Annotated in this window: 13 protein-coding genes; 3 read left to right on the top strand and 10 right to left on the bottom strand. The window is 49.4% G+C overall.

The window, feature by feature from the left end:
• Window positions 1-13: 13 nt before the first annotated feature.
• The gene (locus ABWV76_RS03595) at window positions 14-475 is read right to left on the bottom strand and encodes a cupin domain-containing protein (RefSeq protein WP_353375245.1); all 462 of its coding nucleotides are present in this window, start codon (window positions 473-475) and stop codon (window positions 14-16) included.
• Between the two features lie 358 nt (window positions 476-833).
• On the opposite strand from ABWV76_RS03595, the gene ABWV76_RS03590 reads away from it, so the two are divergent.
• The 3 genes from ABWV76_RS03590 (at window position 834) to ABWV76_RS03580 (ending at window position 6,295) form a co-directional block, all read left to right on the top strand.
• Window positions 834-2,405, top strand: a complete 1,572-nt coding sequence (locus tag ABWV76_RS03590; protein WP_353375244.1) for an MFS transporter — start codon at window positions 834-836, stop codon at window positions 2,403-2,405.
• 101 nt (window positions 2,406-2,506) lie between these two features.
• Complete coding sequence (gene hrpB, locus ABWV76_RS03585; protein WP_353375243.1) at window positions 2,507-5,071, top strand: ATP-dependent helicase HrpB; 2,565 nt, start codon at window positions 2,507-2,509, stop codon at window positions 5,069-5,071.
• 213 nt (window positions 5,072-5,284) lie between these two features.
• On the top strand, window positions 5,285-6,295 hold the full coding sequence (locus ABWV76_RS03580; protein WP_040629218.1) for an endo alpha-1,4 polygalactosaminidase: 1,011 nt from the start codon (window positions 5,285-5,287) through the stop codon (window positions 6,293-6,295).
• Between the two features lie 78 nt (window positions 6,296-6,373).
• On the opposite strand, the gene ABWV76_RS03575 is transcribed toward ABWV76_RS03580, so the two are convergent.
• From ABWV76_RS03575 to ABWV76_RS03535, 9 genes are all read right to left on the bottom strand, one after another.
• Window positions 6,374-6,808, bottom strand: a complete 435-nt coding sequence (locus tag ABWV76_RS03575) for a nuclear transport factor 2 family protein (RefSeq protein ID WP_353375242.1) — start codon at window positions 6,806-6,808, stop codon at window positions 6,374-6,376.
• A complete protein-coding gene (locus ABWV76_RS03570; protein WP_020415137.1) occupies window positions 6,792-7,667 on the bottom strand; it encodes a patatin-like phospholipase family protein in 876 nt (291 codons plus the stop codon). The genes ABWV76_RS03575 and ABWV76_RS03570 overlap by 17 nt, the downstream gene beginning before the upstream one ends.
• 225 nt (window positions 7,668-7,892) lie before the next feature.
• Window positions 7,893-8,765, bottom strand: a complete 873-nt coding sequence (locus tag ABWV76_RS03565; protein WP_353375241.1) for a patatin-like phospholipase family protein — start codon at window positions 8,763-8,765, stop codon at window positions 7,893-7,895.
• Window positions 8,766-8,767: 2 nt separating this feature from the next.
• Window positions 8,768-9,643 carry a patatin-like phospholipase family protein gene (locus ABWV76_RS03560; protein ID WP_353375240.1) on the bottom strand — a complete coding sequence of 292 codons (876 nt, stop codon included), beginning with the start codon at window positions 9,641-9,643 and terminating at the stop codon, window positions 8,768-8,770.
• Window positions 9,644-9,762: 119 nt separating this feature from the next.
• On the bottom strand, window positions 9,763-10,638 hold the full coding sequence (locus ABWV76_RS03555) for a patatin-like phospholipase family protein (RefSeq protein WP_020415134.1): 876 nt from the start codon (window positions 10,636-10,638) through the stop codon (window positions 9,763-9,765).
• Window positions 10,631-11,515, bottom strand: coding sequence for a patatin-like phospholipase family protein (locus ABWV76_RS03550; protein ID WP_353375239.1), 885 nt, complete (start codon window positions 11,513-11,515; stop codon window positions 10,631-10,633). The genes ABWV76_RS03555 and ABWV76_RS03550 overlap by 8 nt, the downstream gene beginning before the upstream one ends.
• Window positions 11,516-11,545: 30 nt before the next feature.
• On the bottom strand, window positions 11,546-12,403 hold the full coding sequence (locus ABWV76_RS03545; protein WP_020415132.1) for a patatin-like phospholipase family protein: 858 nt from the start codon (window positions 12,401-12,403) through the stop codon (window positions 11,546-11,548).
• A gap of 230 nt (window positions 12,404-12,633) precedes the next feature.
• Complete coding sequence (gene nfuA / locus ABWV76_RS03540) at window positions 12,634-13,224, bottom strand: Fe-S biogenesis protein NfuA (protein WP_020415131.1); 591 nt, start codon at window positions 13,222-13,224, stop codon at window positions 12,634-12,636.
• Window positions 13,225-13,342: 118 nt separating this feature from the next.
• Window positions 13,343-14,023, bottom strand: coding sequence for a type 1 glutamine amidotransferase domain-containing protein (locus ABWV76_RS03535; RefSeq protein ID WP_020415130.1), 681 nt, complete (start codon window positions 14,021-14,023; stop codon window positions 13,343-13,345).
• Between the last annotated feature and the right edge of the window lie 343 nt (window positions 14,024-14,366).

Genomic DNA, 14,366 nt, shown 5'->3' with positions numbered 1-14,366 from the left:
CAAATAATTCATATTAACCAATTGCCGAGTTCCCATTAGCACTGATTAACACAAACGCAATACGGCAAGGCTCAGTCCCTCGATTAATCCAATTATGGATGGTCGCGCGCTGTATCAGTGTATCTCCAGCAACCAGATGAACTTCTCTATCCTCTCCCAGAGCCATGTCAATCTCCCCAGAGAGGACTACGGCATAGTCAATACTATCTGTACGATGAATACGAGGCGTTACACCTGGGCCAAATTCAACCACTTTGAAGATGGAGCCACCCGCAATAGTAGTACCAGCCCTACGAGCCCCTTTATCGCTATTTGCCGAGTCAATCTCAACGGGCAGATCGGCTGTTGTCCAGAACTGTTGCTGCTCCATATGAGGACGCCAACTGGCAGTATGTTCACCCCTATCATCCAGAACCACGACAGGCTTGCCGGCACTATCGTGTCCTGTCACTACGCGTCGTATATTTAGCCCCATATCCTTTTCCATTAAGAGTCCTGACCCAACTTAATGATAGGGGCTTTTTTCCCCTATATACCACACTCTCAAGTTGGCAAGAGGAAAAATAGACTAGCGTATATACCATTGATAACTGTCACGTATCACTATAGATAACTTAAGCACTAGCTGATAACTTTGCACTACAGCAATACTATATTTTGGCTCTCTATACCTAAATCTTGTGTATCTCCACCTTTAGACAATAGATTAAATCACTAACTTATATAGAAGGCATAATAGTATCTAGACCTTTATTGAACTACTTATCTTACTTCTTCTATTCAACGAAGACCTTCCCAAAAAAACTTTCAATAAATATGGTTGATCGGACAACATGAGCAACGAAAAGGAACATCCCTCAAAAAACGCTCCATATCCACATCGATGGTGGGTGCTCGGAGGCCTCGGTCTGGCTCTAATGATCGTTAATATCGATGTCACCGTGATCAACCTCGCCATCCCTACAATAGGGCGTAATTTCTCTGCAAAAATATATCAACTGCAATGGATCAACAATATCTATCTAATAGCCATGGGGGGATTAATTATCACCACTGGAAAATTTGGAGATCGATTTGGGCATAAAATTACGCTCATGCTTGGCATAACCATTTTCCTCGTCGGATCATTGATTGCAAGTGCAGCCCCAAACCTAGGAACCATAATAATAGGAAGATTCATACAGGGATCAGGCATGGCGGCCTCCTTCGGTATGATCTTTGTTCTAGCTGAAAGCCATTTCCCCAAATCTGAACGGGGTTTAGTCGTAGGACTACTGGTAATATTCACCGCTGCCGCTCAATCAATAGGCCCTATTTTAGGTGGATTTATTGTTGCCCATCTGGGTTGGCGATGGGCTTTCTTAATAAACATTCCTGTTTGCTTATTGTGCCTTATCATTATTCATTTATTTGCAATAAGAGGCACTCAAAATAAGGAGGTCAATGTCCACTATCAGTCGGGGTTTCTAATTCTGATTGCGTATCTTTTGATATTATTTTCACTCAATATCGTGCCTCACACAGGAATCAGAAGTCTTCAATTTATTCTACCCATCGTAACATCTATAGGAATTCTAACTTCTGTACTTCTTTGGCAGCGAACTATTCCTCAACCATTGATCAACTTAAAACTGCTACACAACAAGCTATTCCTGGGGTTACTTATAACTCGAGCATGCTTCCAAATGATATTTGGATCTTTCTTGTTTATTTTACCTTTATACCTGGAAAACATACTTGGGTACGACGCCTCCAAAGTCGGACTTATTATTTTGACAATGACACTTTTCTTATGCTTCTCTTCAATCTTAACAGGGATATTTAACAATAGATTCAACCCTATCCCCCCTATTGTTATCGCACAATTTACCTGCTTAACTGGTGTCCTATCACTAACTTTGATGCCCGACAAACTATCCTGGTATTACTTAATAATCGGAATGGTTTTTATGGGGGTTACTACCGGAATAATGTATTCTTCAACTAACCTTGCAGCGGTTCAATGCGCACCAAAAAAAGAGAAGGGTGCAGCCTACGGATTGTTCATCTCTAATACATACCTTTGGTATGCTGCAGGTATAGCATTTACAGGAGCAATACTAAGCGCTGCAAGTGTTAGAACTTTCTCGAAAATCTCAAAAGAAGCTCTCTCCAACGAGCACAAAGTAAGTACTCTGGAAATACTTCCTTTTATAACGGGTGCACAACCTCTGAAAAAAATAACAAAGCTCTTTCCTGATCCTTCGGTACACTCTCAAGTGTTGGAATGGGGTCAAACATCTTTTCATTCCGGGTTTCACGCGGTAATGATTGCTTTTCTTTGCCTATCCTTTATCGGAATCCTTGCAAGCTTACTTTTTAAAAATACAACCCAATTTCTGTATAAAGATGAACCCTATTTGTAGCCTTCAGCAGCAATTAACACTCTATCGTAGAAAACTAGCCCTTTGCACAAGCGAAGAAACCCCATACCTTCTTAATCCTGAATCCACTATAATTCTCTGCTATGCCAGAGTTACCTATACATTCCGTCCTACCAGAGTTACTTGAAGCACTGGAAACACACAGCAATGTGGTGCTGCAAGCGCCACCAGGTGCAGGTAAAACTACCGTTGTCCCTTTGGCTCTACTGGATAGTGTCTGGCTGAGGGGTAAGAACATCATCATGTTGGAGCCCCGCAGACTCGCTGCACGCACAGCAGCTGCCCGAATGGCTTCCCAGCTTGGTGAAAAGGCCGGTGAAACAGTGGGATACCAGGTACGGGGGGAGCGCAGAACCAGCGGGCGAACCCGTATTCTGGTGGTTACCGAAGGCATTCTTACCCGTCTTCTGCAATCTGATCCTGAGCTAAGCAAAACTGCCTTGGTGATCTTTGATGAGTTTCACGAGCGAAGCTTACAAGCGGATCTGTCACTGGCACTGTGCCTGCAATCCCAGGAGTATCTGCGGGAAGACCTTAAGTTGCTCGTAATGTCCGCAACCTTAGAGACCGATGCTGTCGCTGAAATTCTGGGTCAGGCACCAGTGGTGGCCAGTGAGGGAAGAAGCTACCCCGTCAGTGTTGAATACCTCGATAGGCGTGAAGAACTGAAAGATGAACGTCAACTTCCCCAGCTAATGACCCGCAAAATTCTGGAATGCATCAGTAATGATACTGGCAGCCTGCTAGCGTTCCTGCCCGGTGTGGGGGAAATACGACAGGTCGAAGCAACGCTGGGAGAGCGCTTCGCTGAGGAACCCCACAAGTTCAGCGATATCATAATAGTTCCGCTATATGGTGACCTGACCAGGGAACAACAAGATCAAGCCATTGCACCAGCAAAACCCGGCATGCGTAAAATTGTATTGGCCACTAATGTTGCCGAGACAAGCCTGACAATCGAGGGGGTTCATAGCGTGGTGGATTCGGGATTAATGCGTGAATCGCGCTTTGACCCCAACACCGGGATGAATCGCTTGATCACCAGCCGTATATCTCAGGCATCGGCTATTCAACGTAGTGGTCGTGCCGGCCGCCTCAGTGCAGGTCACTGCCTGCGCTTATGGAGCAAAGAGCGTCAGAACGCCCTGAGTACGAAGAATACTCCAGAGATACTTCGCAGTGATTTGGCTCCAGTTGCTTTGGAGCTGGCCCAGTGGGGAGTTACTGATGCTGAAGAGCTCCTATGGCTGGCCCCCCCTCCTCCTGGACCTATGGCACAGGCTCAAGAGTTACTCCAGCAGTTGGGAGCACTCGACAGTAAACTGCGCATTACTCGCCACGGCAGCACCCTGCTATCCCTCGGCTGCCATCCCCGTCTTGCCCATATGATGATCCACAGTTTTAAATGGGGATTGCAACAGCAGGCCTGCCTGATGGCAGCTCTTCTATCCGAACGGGATATCTTCCGCGGTGAGGCCCGCTGGGACAGGGATATAAGCAAGCGCATTGAGGTCCTACAGGAACGGTCCAAAGGTCGAGAAGTGGATCAAGGGGCTATCCAGAGAATTCGGCAGCAGTCACGGGCCTGGCGCACTCAGCTGGATAAACTCACGTCCAACCAATCGGTGAGCACACTATCAATTGATAGTGTCGACCACGCTGGCGTCCTCCTGGGGCTCTCCTATCCAGATAGAATCGCCATAAGCCGCCGAGATGGCAGTAGGCGCTTCCTGCTCGCCAATGGCAGGGGGGCACATTTCACTCATGATGATGCACTGGCCCTTTGCGATTATCTTGTAATTGCGGAACTCGATGGGAAAGGACGTGATGCCCGAATCCAGTTGGCCGCACCTATTTCGGAAACCTCTCTTAGAGGTTGCTTTGACGATCTGATAAAACAGCAGACAAGTGTTGACTGGAATGAGTCTTCCGGACGTGCGGAGGCAGTGACTCGTATCACTTTAGGAAGCTTGGTACTAAAGCAACAAGCGGCCAGGGATGTTCCCGAAGGCTTGCTGAGTTGCGCTCTTCTGGGTGCCATTAGAAAGAAAGGCTTGGCACTACTTCCTTGGGGCAAAGATGCTTCTCAATTACGCAGTCGGGTGGAGTTTCTACGCCAGTGTGAGCTGGGGCCAGATCTTCTGAGCGACACTCCCCTACCCGACTGGAGCGATGCAGCGCTTTTAGCTCACCTTGAAGACTGGTTACTACCCCATCTCCAGGGCTTTAATAAGTTAGAGCAACTCAAACAACTGAACCTGTTTACCATTTTACTCGGTCAACTAACCTGGCCACACCAAAAGCGGCTGGAAGAATTGGCACCCAGCCATTTCACGGTGCCCAGCGGGTCGCGCATTCAAATCAACTATGAAGGATCACCCCCGGTATTGGCTGTGCGCTTGCAGGAATTATTTGGCATGGCACAAACGCCTGCTATTTTGGACGGCCGATTCCCCTTGATGATCCACCTGCTGTCACCGGCAAAACGTCCGGTCCAAATAACCCGCGATCTCGCCAACTTCTGGGCCAACACCTATCAAGAGGTAAAGAAAGAGTTACGTATCAAGTACCAAAAGCACTATTGGCCAGACGATCCCCTCACAGCAATAGCAACTAGCAAAACCAAGAAAAGAATGGATGCGCAGTGAGCCATTAAGCCAATATTCAGGCTTGATCAGCTAGGATTTTAGATCCAGCACTTCCACACAGCAGCAGAGTCGCCCATTGTGAATCTGTGCCTGCATGTGATTGGTCAGTGGAAAATGTTAAACTCAATGGAACTTAGTCTTCATTTCCCTGCCAATAGGTAAAAATTAGCAAGACAACCTTACCTCACTAATAAACGTCTTCGGAGATGAATTTTGCACCGGACGCTTCCCTTCCTTCTTAGCCCATTTCTTCTTCTCGGTTGTAGCTTTGACGACCTTCCCGACTTCGTAATCCCTGTCTACGTGGATTACGATCAAGAGATGCGATATCTGGTAGAGGATATTAGTGACTATGCCAAGGGTATTAACCGGGACGACTTTATTATTGTCCCGCAAAATGGTATTGAACTGATCACCACCAATACCAAGACCAATGGCCCAGTAGATAACGCCTATGTAAACTCTACCGATGGCATCGCCCAGGAAGCGGTCTTCTTTGGGCAAAATGGTGATGTAGACCAACCCACCAGCAGCACCGAAAGCGCTCGCTTGCAGGACTATCTCAACTTAGCCAAGGATAAAGGCCGCGAAATCCTTGTGACCGATTTCGCCTATACCGAGCGCAATATTGACGAATCCAATCAAGAGAATGAAGAAGCCGGCTACGTCTCCTTCGTCGCTGACGATACGGACCTGGACGATATTCCGCCCTACCCTGAAGAGCCCTTCAATGTAAACAGTAACAACATTGATGAGCTGGAGAATGTCAAAAATTTCCTTAATATCACCAATCCACGGATCTCTTCCACACGCCAGGAATTCGTCGACAAGTTATCCGAAACCGATTACGACCTGCTAGTTATCGACTTTTTCTTTAATGGCGAAGAATACACTGAAGAGCAAATTGAGCAGCTCAAGGTTAAAAATAATGGGGGGCGCAGGCTGCTAATTGCCTATATAAATATTGGTGAAGCCCAGGATAACCGTTATTACTGGGACCCCTCATGGCCCACCAACCCACCCAGCTGGCTACTGGAAGAAGTACCAGGGGAATCAGGAAACTATTATGTAGAGTACTGGAAGGAGGGCTGGCAGAATATCATTTACGGTAACAATGACTCCTACATTTACAAAATTGTGGATGCAGGTTTCGACGGCGCCTATATGGATGGTATCGACGTATATGATTATTTCGACTCCCTGGATACCGAGGAAGGAAATTAAATCATCGCTCACTCCTGGCAGGCAACTGGGCGCAGAGCCCAGATTGATTGCCAGGTGCTTGTGCCATAAGGACGAGTATTAAGCCAGCTGGCTATCTTTGTACTGTGTTACATATTGGGAAAGGCGCCCTGACATCTCCTCCGCCAGCTTTTGCAGGGCGTTGAGTGGGCGAATCATCACCTCAAACTCTACAATCTTGCCGCTCTCATCAAAGCGAATGATATCCAAGCCTTTGAGGCTTTTTTCACCAATAGAAGCCTTGAATTCCAGGGCCAGGTTACGGCCGGACTCAGTGGTAAAGCTGCGGTCGTATTCAAAGCTCTCAAACACTTGCATCACAGTATTGAGAATAAGGCAAACCGCCGCTGAGCTGTGGTAGGGCTTGAAGAAAGCCGGAGAGCGAAAAATCGCATCATCTGCAACAATAGTAGGGAGCCTGGTGAAGTCTCGCGCTTCTACCATCTCATGCCACAAGGCGATTGACTCCGTTATCGAATTATTGGAATTGTTCATCAACTATCTCCCGTTCAAGCTTGTGCTTGTGTAAAAAATCCCGGCCATCGGCAAAGCCGAGCTCGTAAGTCTTTTGCGCCAGCTCGGGATTCGTGTAATCCCAAACTCTGATAAAAGGTGGTTGTGAGGGCTGCACGTAGGTCCACAGTTGATCTCCCTGTCGCCGGGTAAATCTGTCCGGGTAACGGGAATAACGGCGACTCAGCAGAATCAATACTCGACCCTCTTCCTGATCCAGTCCCGCTACCGGTATATTGTCTACCACTCCGCCATCAAGCACCGTCGCACCGCGCAATCGCATTTGTGGAGTAAAAGGCGGTGTACAAGAGGAACAAAGGATCAACTCCGCCAGCTCTTCCACACTTGTGCAGTCCTGCGCCTTATAAAATCCCTGCTTAAACCCAAGCCCCAGAGCAACCTTAGGGTGCAAGCTCCGCAACAAGTGCTTGTCGGCATAGTAAGCCAGGGCTCCAACACCCAATGCCATTCCCCCTGAGAGCAACCGTGGCGGATGGGTTACTGCAATACGTAGCTCCGCCGCAGTTTTAAGTGTGCTCATGCCCTCGCGGAATAGCTCCCACATGGCATTGCGATAGATTCCATACTGGGGAAATACTGATTCCTTTTTAAATAAGTTGCCCCAATAAGCATTCTTATCATTGGCAGCAAATGCCGACCAGAAGTGCTCCCGGGCTTCTTCTGTGCGCCCCATCAAGATTAGGCTCGCCATAAGGCCTCCAGCGGACACCGCAGTCACAGTCTTCGGGACAAGACCTATTTCACCGGCAACTGACTCCCAGAAACCAATCTGCCATGTACAGCGCCCGCCACCGCCAGCAAAAACCACCTGATCAAACATAAATCCTTTACCTTCTGCACTGGGCTTTTGATCAGCTCCAAGCCCATATTCCTTTTAGCCTGCCTGCAATAATCGAGTAACTACAGCAGGCAACCGCCACACATACCCATATGCAACTAATTGCATAAGCTAATAGAATCAGCAGCTTAGCGCAACCAATGGGCCTGCCCAATACGCTCAATCATGCTGGGCATAAATGACAATGGTATTCCTGTGGCAAGTCCATTAATTGCCAAATCCAAATCGCCCCCCCTTGGCCACTATTTCGGCAAGTAATGCCCTGCCATCGACCCGGCCAATCTCAAATGTTTCTGTCAATGCCTCAGGGTTGGTGAAATCCCAGGACTTAATGGGAAGCCGGCGAGAGGGCTGCACATAAACCCATGTTTGCCCTTGGACACGCCGACTGAACCAGTGGGGCAAACGGGGGTGGCGGCGGGTCGGTAGTATCAGCACCAACCCTTTATAAGCTTCCAAGCCATCAATTGGAGCATTGTCCACCACGCCCCCGTCCAGCACTTGCGCACCATCCATCCGTAGCCTTGGGGTAATCGGCGGAGTACACGAGGAACTGAGAATGAGGTGTTCAAGTTCTGCCTCATTCGCACAGTCCCTCACCCGGTAGAACACCTGTCGAAAGCCAAGCCTGGATGGCAGCTTGGGGTGCAAGCTGCGCAGCAGGTATTTGTTGATGTAGTAGAGGGTGCCGCCCGCCGCCAGGGCACAGACTGGGGGCATCCAGCGAGGCCGTAACGTCACTGCCACCCTTAAGTCGGTAGCAGCGCATAACTTGTCGAAACCTCCGTCAAATAGCTCGCGGACACCACGCCGGTATATCTCATAATGGGGAAAAACTGGTGGCTTACGCAGCAGGTTACTCCAGTACACATTCCTCTGATTCTGTTGGGTTACAGATAGGAAGTAATCTTCCGCTTCCTGACCACGCCCCATTAATACCAAGCTAGCCATAAGTGCGCCGGCAGATACTGCACTGACTACTTGTGGTGCCAGGTTAATCTCATCCTCGATAGCCTGCCAAAAACCAACCTGCCAACAGCAGCGTCCGCCACCCCCACCAAAGACTACCTGGTTGAACACGCTTACAAAGCCTGCACTCTCGTTTCAGGGGCAATCGATTTGAGCTGAGTCAGCAACGCCCTACCATCGGCGCGTCCAATATTCAGAGTCGCGGTAACGGCCTCAGGGTTGGTGAAGTCCCAGACCTTGATCGGTAAAACCCTGGAAGGTTGCACATAGGTCCACAGCTGCACACCCTGGCGTTGGGTAAAGCTGTCTGGATAACCTGGAAATCTATTTGTCAGGAGTATCAGAACCCTGCCCTGCCCCGCATCCAATCCGGCAACTGGCACATTGTCCACTACGCCACCATCCAGTATTTCAGCCCCATTCAACTGCAGACGCGGCGTAAACGGAGGGGTACAGGATGAGCTGAGAATCAAGTGCTCAAACTCATCCATATCAGAGCAATCCTGGGCGCGATAAAACGTCTGCCTAAATCCCAGGCGCGTGGCGGAAGTGGAATGCAGGCTGCGCGGGAAACCTTTATCTGTGTAATAAATTACGGCGCCAAAGGTCAGTGCCAATGGACCAACCATCCACGCCGGTGGACGGGTAACTGCGAGACGCAATTCCGCTACCGTTCTCAAGTCTTCCAGGCCATTATCAAACAGCTCTCGAATCCCATTGCGACAGATAGCGTATTGGGGAAATACCGCTTCATCACGAAATAAATTTTTCCAGTAAGCGTTTTTACGATTAACACTGAATACAGAGCGAACGTATTGCACCGCATCCTGCCCACGGTTGATCAGTAGCAGCCCGGCAACAAGTCCCCCTGCTGATACGGCACTCACTACTCTCGGTGATAACTGGACTTCATCAACGATCGACTCCCAAAAGCCAATCTGCCAGATGCAACGACCACCGCCACCGGCAAAAACCACTTGATCAAACATGGAGTACGTCCTTTAAACTTTACGGCTCTTCCTAGGCCTCTAAATCACTACTTTTCCAAACCAAGTACTGACAATTCCCCTTTTCAATACTTATCTGCCAAATGCGATCCGCAGTCACATTAATCCCAACCCCAAAGGATTTTTATTTCTTCGCTGGATAGGTATTTCAGGAAAGCCTGTCCGTCAGCACGACCGATCTCCAGAGTTTTTCGAGTAGCCTCCGGATCACTAAATTCCCAAACGCTGATCGGTAGCGCCTGGGATGGCTGAACGTAAGTCCATAGCTGACCTCCCTTACGCACGCTGTGAAATGTTGGGAAGTTAGCAAAATGCCCGGCATCGAGAATCAGGACACGGCCTCTTACAGCATCAAGGCCCGCAACCGGTGCATTGCCCACAACCCCACCATCAAGGGCTTCTTCACCATTGAAATAGAGCCTGGGAGATAAGGGTGGGTTGCAGCAGGAGCTCAAAATTAAGTGCTCTAATTCGGCCACATTGGAGCAGTCCCGCGCCCCATAAAACATTTGGCGAAAACCAAACCGGAAAGCCATTGTTGGGTGAAGTCTTTGTGCAAATTGCTTCTCTAGGTGATCAAGCGCAATTCCTGTCGCTAAAGCCAGGGGAGACGGTAACCATGAAGGCGGGTGAATAACGCTCACTCGCAAGTCAGCAGCAGCACATAAACGCTCGAACCCCCCAGAAAACAGATGGTTCACTCCTTTTTTGTAAATGGAGAAATGAGGAAATACCGGCTCGTCAGAAATAAGGTTATTCCAGTGAATATTGCTCTGATTGTTCCTGCACACCGAATGGAAATAATCTGCCGCCTCCTCACACCTTTCCATCAACAGGAAACTTGCCACCATGGCTCCACCTGACGCAGCACAGATCACTTTAGGTGCCAACTCAATCTCCTGCGTAATAGCCATCAAGAAACCCAGCTGCCAGGTACAACGACCGCCACCTCCACCAAGGACCATCTGTTCAAACATTACTTTTCCCCACGTCAGTGTAAAAACAGCGATCTGCCAGTACATTGCGTAAAAAAAGTCGGCCGTCATGGCGGCCCATTTCACAGGTACTTCTCAGCCCCTCCGGATTTGTAAAGTCCCAAACACTGATCGGCGGAGACTTCGATGGCTGTATATAGGTCCAGAGTTGCTCCCCCCTACGCTCGATGAACCAATCAGGACAACCTGGGTAACGGCGTGTCAGCAGGATTAGCACCCTGCCTTTGCCAGGATCTATTCCCCCAACCGGGACATTGTCTACCACCCCACCATCCAGTGCCTCCAGACCATGGAATCGTAATCGAGGAGTAAAAGGTGGCGTACAAGATGAGCTCAATATCAAATGCTCAAAGTCGGCTACATCAGCACAATCCTGGACACGATAAAAATCCTGGTGATACCCCAGGCGTCGCGCTGCGGAGGGATGAAGCCCGTGCAGCAGATATTTATTTGAGTAGTAAATAGCCCCTCCCATAGCCAATGACAGGGAAACCGGAAGCCAGCTCGGCGGCCGGGAGATGGCAACCCTCAACTCAGCCGCAGATCTCAGGCGAGGAAAACGTTCTGAGAAAAGTGCCCTGATACCGTTCCTGTAAATATCATAGTGGGGAAACACCGGCTCCTTGCGAAACAGGTTACGCCAATAGATATTCCTTTGATTGGCCTTAAACACAGAGGCAAAATAGTCCACAGCTGCCGGGGCTTTGCCAATCATAATCAGGCCTGCAATCAATGCGCCTGCGGACACGCCACTCACCACACGGGGGCGCAATTGAATTTTTTCAGCAACGGTCTCCCAAAACCCTATCTGCCAGGTACAGCGCCCGCCGCCACCAGCAAAGACCACCTGATCAAACATTCCGCGCAACTCCACTTTCGCGGCTAATCGTCAACAGTGCTCTCCTGCCAGTAGCATCGCCAGGAATGCTTGGCCGTCTGCGCGCCCAGCGTGAAAAACCCGGTTCAAAGCCTCGGGATTTGCAAAATCCCATACCCGGATCGACAGAGGCTGCTTGGGCTGCACATAAGTCCACAACTGTTCACCCCTATGGCAGGTAAAACACCAAGGGTACTGAGGATAATTTCTGGTCAGCAAAATCAGGACCCTACCCGGGGTCGGGTCCAAGCCCCCAACCGGCACACTATCCACCACACCACCATCAAGAATTTCCGCGCCCCTAAATTGCTGCCTTGGTGTCAAAGGGGGCGTACAAGAAGAGGTTAAAATTAGCCGTTCCAGTTCCAACTCATCAGTGCATTTGTGCACGGAAATAAAGGACTGCCGATAGCCAATCCGCCGGGCACCATCCGGATGTAAGCTGCGTGAGATATAGGTATCGGAATAGTCGATTCCAATCCCCAGAAGCAGTGCTAAAGGCCCCTTGAGCCACTCTGGTGAATAAGCGACCGCGACACGCAAGTCTGCAGTCGCACGCAGTTTTTTAAGGCCGCCGGCAAATAGTTTACGCATGGCTCGACGGTAAATATCGTGATGAGGGAAGACCGGCTCACTCTTAAACAGGTTTTGCCAGTGGATGTTCTTACTATTGCTACGAAACTCCGAGGCAAAGTGATCTACCGCTGCCAGGGATTTCCCCATAAGGATCAGGCTCGATACCAAAGCCCCGGCGGAAACAGCACTAACCACCTTCGGGGTCAGCTGTATCTCACTGGCCACTGCATCCCAGAATCCAATTTGCCAGGTACAACGAACACCGCCACCGGCAAACACTACCTGGTCAAACATAAATTTTCTTCCCCGCCAGTCCAGTGTATCTGCAAGGAAAACGCCACTTCATCAACAGAAAAGCGTTGTCAATAAATCAAATATAAACAGGGGGAAGCAATGCGGCACCCTGCCGTTCGCCGCATCAAACATGAGAATGGGAGTTAAAAATGCACAATAAAAAAAGCGACCTTATAGGCCGCTTTTTAACTCAGACAATCATGCCATTCGGGCTAACCCGGCATTTGCGATCAATAGTAAGCCTGGGATTTATCGGTATGGTCAGTAATATCTTTCACGCCAGCAAGCTCTGGGATCTTTTCCTTCAGTGTTTTCTCAACGCCCTCTTTCAAGGTCATATCCACCATGCCACACCCCTGACAGCCTCCACCAAACTTGAGCACAGCAAACTTGTCTTCGGTAACCTCCACAAGACTCACCTGGCCACCATGAGCAGCAAGTCCGGGATTCACTTCGTTATAGAGTACGTAATTGATCCGGTCTTCGATGGGGCTGTCATCGGTAATCTTGGGCATGCGCGAGTTGGGCGCACGAATAGTAAGCTGGCCGCCCATCTTGTCTGATGAATAATCCACTCGAGCCTCGTCCAGGTAAGGCACACTCCGCCCTTCGAAGTATGCCTTGAGACCATTCATCTCAATCATCACATCATCTGCCTCTTCCTCACCAGGGCGGCAGTATGCGATGCAGGTTTCGGCACTGGGTGTGCCGGGGTTAGAGACAAACATGCGAATGGCAATTCCCTCGCAGTCCTGCTTGGCCAGCAGTTCCTTCAGGTATTCCTGCGCAGATTCGGTAATGGTGACATTCAATTCTGACATAAGCCTTCTCAAATAACCGAGCTACTTTGTCGGGTATTTTACTCTCAGAAGCGCTCAAGTGAAACCGGTGTATTGGCCGGGAGGTGACGAGCGTCCCTCGACGCCTCCCAAAGCCAGCCTAAACCAGGATCAGTCCCATTAGAGTCTGGGCAGTTTCCTCTGATGAGGCAGGATTCTGACCAGTCACCAACTTGCCATCCTGCACCACATAGGGCGCCCAATCGTCTTTCTTGGAATAGTGTCCCCCTTTATCTTTGAGCATATCCTCCACCAAGAAGGGCACCACATCCACCAACTGAACTGCAGCCTCCTCGGTGTTGGTAAAGCCTGTGACACTCTTACCGGAGACCAGCGGTTTGCCATCCTGGCGCAAGGTGTGACGGAAAACACCGGGAGCATGGCAGACTGCAGCTATTGGCTTATTCGCAGCAAAGAAGTCCTCAATAAGGGAGATAGACTTCTGATCCTCCGCGAGATCCCAGAGTGGGCCATGACCTCCAGGATAAAAAACTGCATCGAAATCTGGCTCTTTTACATCAGCTAGTTTCACAGTGTTAGCCAGCACTTGCCGGGCTGCCGGATCCTGGTGAAAGCGTTCAGTTGCCGCTGTCTGGAAATCCGGTTCATCGCTTTTAGGGTCCAGTGGCGGCTGACCGCCCTTTGGAGACGCCAAGGTCACCTCAGCTCCCGCATCCTTAAAGATGTAATAAGGTGCGGCAAACTCCTCCAACCAAAAACCGGTCTTCTTACCGGTATTGCCCAGTTGGTCGTGCGAAGTCAGTACCATCAGTATTTTCATCAGTAGCCTCCAGCAAAATGAAACGTTAATTGGTGGATATCACTCGATTATCAGTATCAAAGAATGAAAAACTGTGGGAAGTCTAGAGCACCAATTAGTCACACTGTGAAATTCCCTGCCCCTTAGCCCCGTTTAGATTCTCTACCTGAAACTGCTGAATCAATGCTATTGAAAAGAGCAGGTCCTAACAGTGTATAAGGCGCAACAACACTGCCGCCTGCTTTTTTGTACCCATGAATAGCGCAACCATAAACATAAATTGCTGTTATTTAGCAAAAAAATACCGGTTATTGTGGGGATACCCTATTGATACGCTAAGTCGCCCCCTTTTTGGTGGAAGTAC

This window comes from Microbulbifer sp. NBRC 101763 (assembly GCF_040371615.1).
In the GTDB taxonomy this organism is placed as follows: Bacteria; Pseudomonadota; Gammaproteobacteria; order Pseudomonadales; family Cellvibrionaceae; genus Microbulbifer; species Microbulbifer variabilis.
This window is presented reverse-complemented; position numbering and strand designations above follow the sequence as displayed.

Excerpts from the sequence above, each read along its gene's own strand:
- ABWV76_RS03595 (WP_353375245.1), bottom strand. The coding sequence starts at position 475 with ATGGGGCTAAATATACGACGCGTAGTGACAGGACACGATAGTGCCGGC.
- ABWV76_RS03590 (WP_353375244.1), top strand. The coding sequence starts at position 834 with ATGAGCAACGAAAAGGAACATCCCTCAAAAAACGCTCCATATCCACAT.
- hrpB (WP_353375243.1), top strand. The coding sequence starts at position 2,507 with ATGCCAGAGTTACCTATACATTCCGTCCTACCAGAGTTACTTGAAGCA.
- ABWV76_RS03575 (WP_353375242.1), bottom strand. The coding sequence starts at position 6,808 with ATGAACAATTCCAATAATTCGATAACGGAGTCAATCGCCTTGTGGCAT.
- ABWV76_RS03570 (WP_020415137.1), bottom strand. The coding sequence starts at position 7,667 with ATGTTTGATCAGGTGGTTTTTGCTGGCGGTGGCGGGCGCTGTACATGG.
- ABWV76_RS03560 (WP_353375240.1), bottom strand. The coding sequence starts at position 9,643 with ATGTTTGATCAAGTGGTTTTTGCCGGTGGCGGTGGTCGTTGCATCTGG.
- ABWV76_RS03555 (WP_020415134.1), bottom strand. The coding sequence starts at position 10,638 with ATGTTTGAACAGATGGTCCTTGGTGGAGGTGGCGGTCGTTGTACCTGG.
- ABWV76_RS03550 (WP_353375239.1), bottom strand. The coding sequence starts at position 11,515 with ATGTTTGATCAGGTGGTCTTTGCTGGTGGCGGCGGGCGCTGTACCTGG.
- ABWV76_RS03545 (WP_020415132.1), bottom strand. The coding sequence starts at position 12,403 with ATGTTTGACCAGGTAGTGTTTGCCGGTGGCGGTGTTCGTTGTACCTGG.
- nfuA (WP_020415131.1), bottom strand. The coding sequence starts at position 13,224 with ATGTCAGAATTGAATGTCACCATTACCGAATCTGCGCAGGAATACCTG.
- ABWV76_RS03535 (WP_020415130.1), bottom strand. The coding sequence starts at position 14,023 with ATGAAAATACTGATGGTACTGACTTCGCACGACCAACTGGGCAATACC.